The organism is Anaerosphaera aminiphila DSM 21120 (genome assembly GCF_900129925.1).
Classification (GTDB): Bacteria; Bacillota; Clostridia; order Tissierellales; family Peptoniphilaceae; genus Anaerosphaera; species Anaerosphaera aminiphila.
The window spans coordinates 35,042-47,748 of sequence record NZ_FQXI01000008.1 but is presented as its reverse complement, the minus strand read 5'-3'; the positions used below and the strand labels follow the sequence as shown (position 1 = coordinate 47,748).

The following is a 12,707-nucleotide window of genomic DNA, read 5'->3' as shown; positions in this document are numbered from 1 at the left end:
ATGGGAAAAGTTTTGGTTGTTGCTACAATTATTGTATTGAGCACTATAGGATTTGGAATTTATCACAATCGTTTAAAGACAAAGGGAAACAGTAAAAAGTTAAAGAAAGTAATGGGAATAAACTTACTTGCATTTGTACCGACTTTGGTAGTTGCTTTAATAGTAGTAATACCTCAAGCAGCAAGTGCCGCTCCGGCAGTATCCGGAACAGCAAGTGGCCTTGGATATTTGGGAGCTGCGCTATCTACAGGACTGGCTGCTCTTGGAACAGGAGTAGCTGTAGGAAATGTAGGTTCATCTGCAATAGGAGCAGTATCTGAAGATTCATCAATGTTCGGTAAAACTCTTATATTTATAGGATTGGCAGAGGGAATTGCAATTTACGGTCTTATAATTTCTATTCTAATACTAGGTAGATTATAATGAAATCACTTACAATTTCAAGAAGTAGAGATGTAATTATAAGTTTGAGGCTTGCAGGAATTGAAGGTGTTTATTGTAAAAATGAAAGTGAACTTAAAACAAAGTTTAAACAGTATAAAGAAGACGAAAATGTGGGAATTATTATATTAATTGAAGACGACTTTAAATTAATAGAAGAGGAAGTTATAGAAGTTAAACTTTCAAAGAAATTGCCTTTAGTTGTTACAATACCTGATAGAAATGGGTTAAAAGACAAAGATTTTATAATGAGATATATCAAAGAGTCTGTAGGCGTAAAGGTTAATTGATGAGGTATAAATATGATTTTACTTGAGAACAAATTAGATATATTTGAAAAAATAGTATTTTTAGATAAAGAAAAAGAATGTCTTGAAAAACTCGTTGAAGAAAAAAGTAAAGTGCAAAAAGACTTAGAAGATAAGGAAAAAGAGCTAGATGGAGTAAAGGCTGAAATAATTGAAAGAAGAGTAAATCTTGCAAATAGACAAAAATATGAAATGATTTCAGAAGTAAATGAAAATAGCAGAATACTTGAACTTCAAAAAGATGAAGAGCTGTTAAGTAAATTAATAGAAGAACTCTATAAAAAAGTGCTTTCCTTTGTAGAAACAGATGAGTATTTAAATTTTGTAGCAAATAAATTTAAAGGTGCTGTCTGCGATTTAAAACAGGGAAAATATATAGTGGGCATTCTAGACGAAGACAGAGAAAAACTATCTAAAAAACTTATAGAAATAGCAGAAGATAAAAATTTAGAATTGGAATATGAAAAACTACCAACACAGTACTTGGGAGGCTTTACAATATCAGATTATAATAAGACCTATACTATTGACGGTTCTTTTAAGACAATGATAGAAGAGAGTAGATATGACATCGGAAAATTGCTACATTCTACACTTAAAAAAGCAGGTGGGGAAATTTGAAAAAAGGCTATATAAAGACAATTAATGGGCCTGTAGTAACTGGAAGTGACATGGGCAGCTTTAAGCTTAGAGAAATGGTAGTAGTTGGAGAAAAAAAATTAATAGGAGAAGTTATTTCCATAGATGGAGATTTTGGAGTAGTTCAAGTCTATGAAGAGACAGAAGGACTTACAAGAGATGAGGAAATAATTTCAACAGGAGCTCCACTATCAGTAAAATTAGGGCCGGGGATGCTTTCAAATATGTTTGACGGCATTCAAAGACCACTGGATAAAATAAAAGAAAACTATGGAAACTTTATGCCTGAGGGAATTGGACTAATCTCCTTGGATGAAGAAAAACTTTGGGATGTAAAGCTAACAGTAAAAGTTGGAGACAGTGTTTCAGAGGGAGAAATTTTTGGAACAGTTCAAGAAACTCCAATTATAGAACACAGGCTTTTAATTCCAATAGGAGTAAAGGGCAAGATTACAAAATCTCTTGAAAGCGGAAAGTACAACATAGAAGAAGATTTAATGGAAGTAACAGATGAAAATGGCAGAGTTCACAAGATAAAAATGTATCAAAACTGGCCTGTTAGAGTTCAAAGACCAATGAAGGAAAGACTTCAAATAGGAAAGTTACTGGTTACAGGACAAAGGGTATTTGACGTGTTCTTCCCCATAGCAAAGGGCGGAACTACTGCAATCCCGGGAGGATTCGGAACAGGAAAGACCATGACTCAACACCAAATAGCTAAATACTGCGATGCAGATATTATTGTGTATATTGGCTGTGGTGAAAGAGGAAATGAAATGACAGAAGTATTGGAGGACTTTCCAAAACTAATAGACCCCTATACAGGAAACTCTCTAATGGACAGGACAGTGCTTATTGCAAATACTTCAAATATGCCCGTTGCAGCTCGTGAAGCCAGTATTTATACAGGAGTTACTATAGCTGAGTACTTTAGAGATCAAGGATATCACGTAGCACTAATGGCAGACTCCACATCACGTTGGGCTGAGGCATTAAGGGAGATTTCAGGACGACTTGAGGAAATGCCTGCGGAAGAGGGATATCCTGCTTATTTGCCATCCAGAATAGCTCAGTTCTATGAAAGAGCGGGCTATGTAAAGACGTTTTCAGAAAAAGAGGGCTCAGTAACCCTAATAGGAGCAGTTTCTCCCGCAGGAGGAGATTTTTCTGAACCAGTTACTGAAAATACAAAGAGATTTGTAAATGTATTTTTAGCACTGGATAAAGACCTTGCCTATGCAAGACACTATCCGGCAATAAATTGGAATAATTCCTATTCAGGATATATTGCACAACTGGAAGACTACTACGACATGAGATTAGATGGAGATTTATTAGAGCTTAGAAAGAAATTTTTAGACTTACTTCATCAGGAAACTAAGTTAAATGAAATAGTAATGTTAGTTGGAGAAGATGTGCTTCCCGACAACCAAAGGTTGATTTTGGAAATATGTAAAGTTATTAAAGTTGGATTTTTACAACAAAATGCCTTTAACCCAATAGATACTTTCGTTCCATTGGAAAAACAATATGAAATGTTAAATACAATAGATATTTTATATGAGTGCGGAAAGAGTGCAGTAGAAAAGTCCATTCCAATATCAAAAATAAAAGATGAAACTATATATTCAGAAGTAATAAATATGAAGTACAACATAGAAAACGACCAACTTCAAAAATTTGTAGCTTTAAATAACGAGATAAGAGATTTTTACGGCAGCTTGGAAGATAGATATGCAGAGCAGGTGATTAAATGAAAAAAGAGTATTTACTATTAGATAAAGTAGAAGGATCTCTTATAGAACTGTCTAATTTGCATAAAGTGTCCTATGGAGAAGTAGTTAGAATTAAATCTACAGATAAAAAAGAAATGATAGGGCAAGTTATAAAAATAGATGGAGATTCTGCATTAATTCAAGTATTTGGGGATAACTTGGGCGTTTCAACAGAAAATTCAAGAGTGCTATTTGAATCAAAGCCCTTTGAAATACCCCTTTCAAAAGATATACTAGGTCGTGTATTTGACGGCATTGGAAGAGCCATAGACAAGGGTGGAGACATCTACTCAGATAAATTTTACAATGTAAACGGAAGACCTATAAATCCAGTTGCCAGAGAGTATCCAAGAAACTTTATACAAACCGGAATTTCTTCTATAGATGCACTAATGACACTTATAAGAGGGCAAAAACTTCCAATATTTTCAGGTTCCGGACTTCCACACGATGAGCTTGCCGCACAAATAGTAAGACAGGCAAAAGTTTCAGAAGGTGGAGAGGACAACTTTGCAATAGTATTTGCGGCAATAGGTGTAAAACACGACGAGGCAAATTACTTTAGACAGGCTTTTAACAATGCGGGAGTTTCTGAAAAAGTAGTAATGTATATAAATTATGCAGACGATCCCATAATGGAAAGACTAATAGCGCCTAAGTGTGCACTTACTGCAGCAGAGTATTTGGCCTATGAAGAAAATAAACACGTTCTAGTAATAATGACAGATATAACTTCCTATGGGGAAGCGCTTAGAGAAGTGTCCTCCTCAAGAGAAGAAGTTCCATCTCGTAAGGGATATCCGGGACATCTCTACTCAGACCTTGCAATGTTATATGAAAGAGCGGGAATGATTAAGGGAATAAACGGTTCAGTAACTTTAATTCCGATTTTGACAATGCCAAATGACGACATTACCCATCCGATTCCGGACTTGACAGGATACATTACAGAGGGACAAATTGTACTTTCAAGAGACTTGGACCAATCGGGAGTTTACCCTCCGATAAACGTACTTCCATCACTTTCCCGTCTAATGAAAGACGGAATAGGAGAGGGATTTACCAGAGAAGACCATCCCGATCTTTCTTCACAACTATTTGCATCCTATTCAAAAGTACAAGACATTCGAGCACTGGCACAAATTATAGGTTCAGAGGACCTTTCAGATTCTGATAAGAAATTTTTGGAGTTTGGAGCAGAATTTGAAAATAAATTTTTAAGTCAAAGTTTTGATGAAAATAGAAGTATGAACGAAACACTGGACTTAGGTTGGAAACTTTTGAGAATTTTACCTGAAGAGAGTTTAGATAGAATTAGCCCTAAGCTAAAAGAAAAATATTTGCATAGTGAAGTGAAGAACGATGGCAAATAAAATAGTTCCAACTAAGGCCAATTTAATATCAACAAAGACTTCTTTAAACTTGGCAAAAAAAGGCTATGAACTCTTAGACAAAAAGAGGACAGTACTAATAAAGGAAATGATGGACTTAAACAAAGAAGCCCAAGAAATTCAAAAAAACATTGAGCGTGAATTTGCCGTTGCCTACAGTGCATTTGAAAATGCAGTTGTTACAATGGGCTCAGAAGAAATGTATAATATATCATACTCAGCAAGTGAAGAAGAACCCTATGAGATAATTTCTAAATCTGTAATGGGAGTGGAAATCCCCAGAATAAAATACAAGAGGGAGTCCTTAAAAACAGAGTATTCAATTCACAACACAACTACTGCCTTTGACGAAGCATCTGAAAATATGAGTAATATAAGGTATTTAATATATGACTTGGCGCAAATAGAGACAAGTGTATTTAGGCTTGCTCAGGAAATAAAAAAGACACAAAAAAGAGCAAATGCCTTGGATAAAATTCAAATTCCAAGATATATAGAAATAGTTAAAGAAATAGAAGACACACTTTCAGAAAAAGACAGAGAAGATTTCTTTAGATTGAAAAAAGTAAAAGACAGAAAAAATAAAAAAATAAAAAAGTGAAAACGAAAGTTTTCACTTTTTTGCTGTTTTATATTGGTATTTGTGAGAAAATAAGAAATGAATACATTAAAAATAAAGGGTGGTTTTATGAAGATATATGATCTGACAAATAAAAAAATAGAAGAAAATATTGAAGAATTTAAAATGGAAAATCAATATTTTATTATTTCAAATATAGAGGATTTTAAAGAAGTAGCTAAAAAAATTCCAAACTTTGAAAGATATTATAAAAAATATGCAGAAACTACAGAAGAAATCCACTTTGAATCCCTAATGGAATTTAGTATTTTAAACTTCGTATACTATGAAATACATAATAAAAAATTTACCTTTGAAAAAGTACATTTAATACTCTATAAAAATATTATAATAATTATTTCAAATAGGGAAAAGTACTTATATGAAAAGTTTATTAAGGGGATTATAAGTGAAATTATGATGCCGGAGTTTACTATAAATAGAATAAATACAATGGTATTTATATACTACCAATTTTTAAATAGAGTATTTTCTAAAATGTTTGAATCACTGTCAATTTTTGAATCTGACTTGGCAGAAATAGAAAATCAAATTTTAGCAGACCACAACAACTTTGAACTGGATAGCATTGTATCAATAAAAAACAAGAGTTTTTTAATTCAAAAGCTAAATCGACAATTGCTATATGTGGGAGATCAACTAATTTTAAATGATAATGAATTTTTTTCTAAGGAATATATGAGGTATTTGCACAACTTAGATGCCAGAATAAACAAATTATATGAGTACTCTGACGATGTCTATGAAATGTCTGAAAGTTTAATGGAGCTCTATGACAGTAGTGTCACATCTCATACAAATGACTTAATTAATAAACTTACAGTGTTTACAGTTATAGCCACACCACTTACTGTAATAACGGGACTTTATGGAATGAACTTTAAAAATATGCCGGAGTTGCAAAATGAACATGGCTATTATATAGCCCTTGGAATAATGGCTTTGAGCATAATTATTTCAATACTGATTTTAAAGAAAAAGAAAATATTATAAAAAAGTAAGGCTTGAGATAGCTCAAGCCTTACTTTTTTAGGAAGTTTATTAAGAAATTAAATCCAGTGCACTTTGAGGCACATAAACTTTTTCACCGTTGTGTATTACTAAGCCCCCTAGTTCTATTTTTTTGCCATCTTTTATTCCATAGTTTTTATACATTGGAAATTCAATGGTTATATTATCTTTTGTAACCTTTAGAACAGCATTTGATTTTTCGGAATTATCATATTCTACAGTTGCACCCTTTTCTTCAAATTTTTCTCTAGCAGGCAAGTACAATTTATCAGTTAGTTCTTTCAAGTTTAAATTAAATAAGTCTTCCATATATTTTCCAATGTCTGAATTGTGCACAGTTCCTGAAATTATTTCGGCGTTAGGGTCAGTAGAATAACAGTATAGCGCCACATCTCCTCCAACGTGACCACCAGTAGTCCAACCTATATTTGCTCTGGAACTTACAATTTTTCCAACTGCTTCTTGAACATCTTTAGCTGATTTAATACTTTCAATTTCTTTGTCAGTAATATCGTCAATATTGTAATTTTCAAGGAATAGTTCTCTTATGTTGGACTTGTCAGAATTAATTTTACTTTCAAAGCCCTGACCTGTTATTTTTGCATTTTTAATATACTTTGTAAAACTATCTAAGGGTTCTCTGTCATAGCCCTTAGCTATGTTGTTATTTCCAAAAGTCATTCCTCCTGTGCCGTGATCAGCTGCACAGACAATTACTGTATCTTTATTTTTGTCGGCAAAATCTCTTGCAACTTTTACCGCTTCGTCAAAGGCTATAATATCTGACTTAACTCCAACAGGGTCATTTGCATGAGCAGCCCAATCTATTTTAGAGCCTTCCACCATTAAGAAAAATCCATCTTTATTTTTGGAAAGTACATTTAAAGCTTTGTCAGTCATTTCGGCAAGAGAAGGTTCTTTTTTGGGGTCTCTGTCTATTTCGTAGCTGAGTTCAGATTCGCCAAACATTCCCCATAATTTATCTCCTGAAAAATTTTCAAGTTCACTGGGACTGGTTACATAGCCATATCCAAGAGACTTTATTTCTTTAACTAAATCTTCACCGTCAGCTCTGTTTTTACCTTCTAAATATTGAGAGCCTGCACCCAGTACAACGTCAATATTTTGGTACACTTGCTGTTCGCCAATTTCCTCATAGGCATTTCTGTCTAAATGGTGGGCTGAAAAGTCGGCAGGAGTTGCGTGTTGTATGTTGGAAGTAGATATAATGCCTGTGGACTTTCCAAGGCTTTTTGCACCCTCTAGCACATTTGCTATTGGCATATTAGAGCGATTTTCTTCAAAAGTTTCAGCACCGGGCATACCTGCACTTGATGGGTAAGTTCCTATATATGGAGACTCTGTTTTTATTCCCGTTGCCATAGAAGTTCCAGCAGGTGCAGAATCTGCAATAGGTGTATTTGCATTGTTAGTTCTCACAAGACCTGTTGCCATAGAGTCCAGAGTGAGTGTGTAATCATCAGTCATCCACCTTGCGGTAGTAAGAGATTCTACATTCATTCCATCAGGTATCATTATAATAATGTTTTTTGCACTTCCATAGTCTGCTTTTTCAGCAAATGCAATGCTGGGAAGTAAAGTAAATATTGCCAGTGCGGTAGTAAAAAGTTTTTTAATAAATTTCATGTATATCCTCCTTAATTTGTATCTAAGTAAAATATAGCATGTCAATGTAAAGAGAGTGTATTTTTAAAGTAAAGAACTTGTCAAAAATTACTTGACCTGTCGTAGTACTTTATATATAATTACTATGACAGGTGAAGTAAAAGGAGTGATAAAATGATTTCAAGTGATATTATGAGAGGTTATAACGATATAATTATCCTTTCAATATTAAATAGTGAAGATAATTATGGATATGCCATATCTCAAACAATAGAAAAAATATCAGATGGAAATTATACAATAAAAGAAACAACACTCTATTCAGCTCTAAACCGCTTGGAAAAAAAGGGATACATATTGTCCTATGATGGTACGAAGACCTTTGGAAGAGCGAGAACTTATTTTAAAATAACTGAACTTGGAAAAATTTATTTAAGAGAAAAAGTTGAAGAGTGGAAATTGACTAGAGAAGTAATAAATAACTTTATGGAGGAGTACAATGGATAAAATTATAGTTTTTATAGATAATATGTTTTTAAGCCTTCCCAAGACAGAGGAGATGGCAAAATTAAAGTCCAGATTAATTGAAAATTTAACAGATAAATATGAGGATTTAATAAAAAGTGGACTAAGTGAAGATGAGGCCTTTGGAAGAATAGTAAGTGAATTTGGAAGTATTGAAGAAATAAAAAAAGAATATGGAATAGTAGACAGTGAAAGTAATTATAGCGGCAGTGAAAGTGAATCATCAAATAAAGAAAATAAAAAGAGAAGAGAAAATTTTAAGGAAAACTATATAAATGCCTCTGATGAATTTAAAAACTATCAAAGAGAATTAGATGAATATAAACCGAAATTTGGAATTTTAATAGCAGTGGGCGTGGCTCTTTGCATTATTGGAGTAGTAATAATGAACTATATTGAGTCAAGAAACTTAAGCGAAACACTATCACTTGCAGGACTGTTTATTCCAGTTGCAATAGGAGTTGCCATATTTATAACCTCAGGTTTAAAATTTAGTTTTTTAGAAGAAAAAGTAAAAAAACTGGGAGAAATTGAGGGGATTTTTGAAAGTCGTGGAGGAGAAAATTCTAAGATAAATTATATAAACGCCTCAGGTGAATTTAAAGAATCGCTAAAAAATTTAGATGAATACAAACCAAAATTTGGAATTTTAATAGCAACAGGTGTAGCTCTATGTATGGCAGGGGTTGTAGCGACAAATTATATGGAGTCCAAAAATTTAGGTGAAACAGCAGAGATGATAGCCTTATTTATTCCGGTGGCAATAGGAGTTGCTATATTTATAACATCAGGCTTAAGACTTGGATTTTTAGAAGAAAAAGTTGAAAAATTAGCAGAAATTGAAGGAATATTTGAATATTCAAAAGGTAATAAAGATATAGAAGAAAAAGAAAGCCCATTTACAGGAATAATATTTATGTTGGCAACGGCAATTTTCTTGGGAGTTGGATTTTTCTTTGGCTCATGGTACATTGCTCCCGTAATTTATATATTAGCCTTTGCAATAGATCAAATGGTGAAAATTATAGTATTAAAAGAGAATAGATAATTTGAAGTGTAAAATAAAACTGACCTTAAAATTGGAATTAAATCCAAGAATTAAAGGTCGGTTTTTTATTACATACAATTATAATATTATGTTTAAAAAGAAGCGAGTTTATTTAGTATATACTATAAATAATTTAAAACAAATATTTAAATCTAATAAGTTATTTTTTTAAATTATTTATGAATTTATTAGTTGTGATATAATTTAACCAGAGTTTATATTTTTTTAGGGGGAAAAAGATGGACAGTACATCAATAATAGCTATTATATTCATAGTTTTGGGAGTTATATTTTTTTATGGAGGAAGATTAATAGGAAAGAACCACAAAATTGAACTGTTAAGACCTTTTTTATATAAAAATGTAAAGAAAAAAGAGCGAGATAAATATTGTGAAGAGTTTTCTTTTGTAATATATTTTATAGGTTTTGGAATGGCAGCCTTAGGAGTAAGTTATTTTTTGAAAATTGAAAAAATGGGAAATCTAATATTTATACTTTCCATAGCCGCTGCAATTATAAATTTAATTATAGTTCAAAAAAAATATTCAAAAAAATAGACTGTTTAAATATATGAGGTAAAATTTTAGAGAGGAGTGTTAAAAAATGGAGCACAAGAGCATGAGTTTATTATTTACTGCAGATGAAAATTGGGCAATAGGTGTTGATGGCCATATGTTAGTTAGAATAAAAGACGATTTAAAGAGATTTAAAGAGATGACCTATGGCAATATAATAGTGATGGGTAGAAGAACGCTTGAGGCTTTACCTAACGGAGAACCTTTAGAAGGAAGAATAAATATAGTATTTACCAGGGGAGAAAGAGAAATTAAAGAGGGAAACTACATTGTTCGAAGTGTAGAGGAATTGGATTTACTCTTAGATAAAATAAATGGAGATAATAAAAAGACGATTTTTGTAATTGGTGGTGGTCAATTAGTTAAGTTATTATATGATAGGTGCGACAAGGCATACATAACAAAAATATTTAAGAGCTTTGAAAGAAGTGACACTTCAATGATCAACTTAGATGAAGACAGCGATTGGGAAGTTGTGCAGGAGTCTGAAGTGAAAGTTGAAAATGGGCTAAAATTTCAATATGTAGATTATAAAAGAAAAAACTAACATAAATGTTAGTTTTAGACTGTTGATAAAGTATAAATAAACATAATGTTATCTATGTTTTTCATTTAATTTCAAATTAATTTTTAAAATTTTTGGGAGGGCGAAGGAGATTGCGATTTCTCCTCATGCCCTCCCAAACCCTCCCATTTAACAATCTATAGAAATCCGCGATTTCGCAATAGATTTTATGCAAGAATTCTCCACGAGCATTAGCGAGAGGATAGAATTTACTGCTACACCTCTGAAACGCTTTTGGGTGGATTAATAAGTTTAGTTGTTTTTTAATTTTAAAGTTTATTAAAGTTCCAAAGTTAATTATTTTTATAGGAAAGATGCAATAAAAATAATTTGCAGTATTTGTCTTCACTCTGAAAACTAACTTAGATGTTAGTTTTATTTTTTTGTATAGAGTTTTAAAGGATAGGATTTATCAATTAACAGTGCTGTGATAAATTATTAAATTATTTTACAAAAAGAGTGGAAATTTATAGTGGTCATGGTGTATAATCACTTATACAGGAATGAATTCAAACCAAAGTCTAAATTAAATGGCATTTGTGGTTTAAAATCATTCCGAAATTACAAGATTTTAGCAAATTTCTGTTAAAATTTCAAAATTAAGGTGGTTCATTTGGAAATTAGAAGAATAAAAATAATCTTTCATATAAATAGACCACATCTTACCTTTGACATATTGAGCATTTTAAAAAAGTATGATGTCTATATTGTATCAATGGAAGTTTATAGCAACGTGATTTATTTAAAACTACCTTATATTTCTGATAATACTCTACAAAAAATTGAAGAAGAATGGAAGGACGTATATGGATTTGACCACATGGAAAATGTAGACGTCATGGCCTTTGAAGAAAAGGACATTGAACTTCGCGGAGTATTAAATTTGATGAGAGAAGGAGTAGTGATATTAAGCGTAAAGGGCATTGTAGAGTACTTTAATAATAAAGTTCCAGTTGCATTAAGAGACATTAAAGTTGGAAGCAGTATTTTTGACTTTATTGAAAATGAAAATTTAAAAAATTTTATTGAAATGAGCGGTGAAGTATCAAATTTTGGGACAATGAGAAATGTAGAAATTGAACTTGACTCAAAGAACTACTTGTTAAATGTAGACAGCTTGTATTCTGAAGATAGGATTTTTTCCGGATTTTTACTGACATTAAAAGAAATTACACTGGATTATTCTTTTGACAATTACATAACATTTGAAGACCTTGTAGGTGAAGATGAAAAGTTTAAGGAGAGTATTGAAAAGGCTAAAAACGCATCTAAAGTAGAGAGTCCTGTACTCCTAGTTGGAGGCAGTGGCACGGGAAAAGAAATGTTTGCCAGAGCAATACATTCCAACAGTGATAGAAGCACTAAGGCATTTGTGGGAATTAACTGTGCAGCTATGCCTGAAGAACTTTTAGAATCGGAACTCTTTGGATATGAGTCAGGTAGCTTTATTGGAGCAAATGGAAATGGCAAGAGGGGTATACTTGAAATTGCCGATGGTGGAACAGTTTTCTTAGATGAAATTGGGGAGATGAATTACCATATTCAATCCAGACTCCTTAAAATTATTGAAGAGATGGAAGCAGTTCCAAGGAATTCAAGTGAAGAAGTGCCACTGGACATTAGAATTATCGCAGCTACCAGCAAAGACTTAGAAAAGCTAATTGAGGAGAAAAAATTTAGAGTAGATTTATTTTACAAGTTAAATATACTAAAAATAGAAATTCCAACAATTAGAGAGAGACCTAAGGATATAGAAGTACTAATCGAATATTTTTTAAAGGTATTGTCAAAGAGGTACGGAGATAAAAAAATAGAAATTTCTCAAGGGGCAATTGACAAGATGAAGAGTTATTGTTGGCCGGGAAATATTAGAGAAATGCAGAATGTTCTTGAAAAGGCCTTGGTCTTATCAGATGGAGGAGTAATTGAATCCGAGAACATCACATTTGACACCAGTGAAGTTTATAATAGAGAAATGACAGAAGGAGCTGATTTAAACTCTGCAGTAAGTTATTTTGAACGCAACTTTATTTTAAAGGCACTTAGAAATAATAGCTCAATAAGAGCTGCTGCAAAAGAATTAAATGTCACTCATACGCTGTTATTAAACAGAATTAAGAAATATGAAATAAGGGATGAAGATTGGAAAAAATAAGAATGAAA

The 12,707-nt window shown here is 32.3% G+C and carries 13 protein-coding genes; 12 read left to right on the top strand and 1 reads right to left on the bottom strand.

Annotated features, from left to right (window positions below; genetic code table 11):
- The 7 genes from BUB47_RS06260 (at position 1) to BUB47_RS06230 (ending at position 6,187) form a co-directional block, all read left to right on the top strand.
- Positions 1–423, top strand: coding sequence for an ATP synthase subunit C (locus tag BUB47_RS06260; protein ID WP_073184793.1), 423 nt, complete (start codon positions 1–3; stop codon positions 421–423).
- A complete protein-coding gene (locus BUB47_RS06255; protein WP_073184791.1) occupies positions 423–731 on the top strand; it encodes a V-type ATP synthase subunit F in 309 nt (102 codons plus the stop codon). Before BUB47_RS06260 ends, BUB47_RS06255 begins: the two co-directional genes overlap by 1 nt.
- Positions 732–743: 12 nt before the next feature.
- Positions 744–1,370, top strand: a complete 627-nt coding sequence (locus BUB47_RS06250) for a V-type ATP synthase subunit E (protein WP_073184789.1) — start codon at positions 744–746, stop codon at positions 1,368–1,370.
- Positions 1,367–3,145 carry a V-type ATP synthase subunit A gene (locus BUB47_RS06245; protein ID WP_073184787.1) on the top strand — a complete coding sequence of 593 codons (1,779 nt, stop codon included), beginning with the start codon at positions 1,367–1,369 and terminating at the stop codon, positions 3,143–3,145. The genes BUB47_RS06250 and BUB47_RS06245 overlap by 4 nt, the downstream gene beginning before the upstream one ends.
- Positions 3,142–4,536 (top strand): V-type ATP synthase subunit B, encoded by a 1,395-nt coding sequence (locus tag BUB47_RS06240; RefSeq protein ID WP_073184785.1) that lies wholly within the window; start codon positions 3,142–3,144, stop codon positions 4,534–4,536. The genes BUB47_RS06245 and BUB47_RS06240 overlap by 4 nt, the downstream gene beginning before the upstream one ends.
- Entirely contained in the window at positions 4,526–5,155 is a 630-nt protein-coding gene (locus tag BUB47_RS06235) for a V-type ATP synthase subunit D (protein WP_073184784.1), read from the top strand. Before BUB47_RS06240 ends, BUB47_RS06235 begins: the two co-directional genes overlap by 11 nt.
- Positions 5,156–5,242: 87 nt before the next feature.
- Positions 5,243–6,187 (top strand): magnesium transporter CorA family protein, encoded by a 945-nt coding sequence (locus BUB47_RS06230; protein ID WP_073184782.1) that lies wholly within the window; start codon positions 5,243–5,245, stop codon positions 6,185–6,187.
- Positions 6,188–6,235: 48 nt separating this feature from the next.
- On the opposite strand, the gene BUB47_RS06225 is transcribed toward BUB47_RS06230, so the two are convergent.
- Positions 6,236–7,852, bottom strand: coding sequence for an alkaline phosphatase (locus tag BUB47_RS06225; RefSeq protein WP_073184780.1), 1,617 nt, complete (start codon positions 7,850–7,852; stop codon positions 6,236–6,238).
- Between the two features lie 153 nt (positions 7,853–8,005).
- On the opposite strand from BUB47_RS06225, the gene BUB47_RS06220 reads away from it, so the two are divergent.
- The 5 genes from BUB47_RS06220 to BUB47_RS06200 all read left to right on the top strand — a co-directional run bounded on the left by BUB47_RS06220 (position 8,006) and on the right by BUB47_RS06200 (position 12,699).
- Entirely contained in the window at positions 8,006–8,338 is a 333-nt protein-coding gene (locus tag BUB47_RS06220; RefSeq protein WP_073184778.1) for a PadR family transcriptional regulator, read from the top strand.
- Complete coding sequence (locus BUB47_RS06215; RefSeq protein WP_073184777.1) at positions 8,331–9,404, top strand: permease prefix domain 1-containing protein; 1,074 nt, start codon at positions 8,331–8,333, stop codon at positions 9,402–9,404. The genes BUB47_RS06220 and BUB47_RS06215 overlap by 8 nt, the downstream gene beginning before the upstream one ends.
- Before the next feature lie 239 nt (positions 9,405–9,643).
- Positions 9,644–9,961: a hypothetical protein gene (locus BUB47_RS06210; protein ID WP_073184775.1), complete on the top strand. Its 318-nt coding sequence runs from the start codon at positions 9,644–9,646 to the stop codon at positions 9,959–9,961.
- 61 nt (positions 9,962–10,022) lie between these two features.
- A complete protein-coding gene (locus BUB47_RS06205) occupies positions 10,023–10,526 on the top strand; it encodes a dihydrofolate reductase (RefSeq protein ID WP_073184858.1) in 504 nt (167 codons plus the stop codon).
- 622 nt (positions 10,527–11,148) lie between these two features.
- Positions 11,149–12,699 carry a sigma 54-interacting transcriptional regulator gene (locus BUB47_RS06200; RefSeq protein WP_200779487.1) on the top strand — a complete coding sequence of 517 codons (1,551 nt, stop codon included), beginning with the start codon at positions 11,149–11,151 and terminating at the stop codon, positions 12,697–12,699.
- Positions 12,700–12,707: the final 8 nt, after the last annotated feature.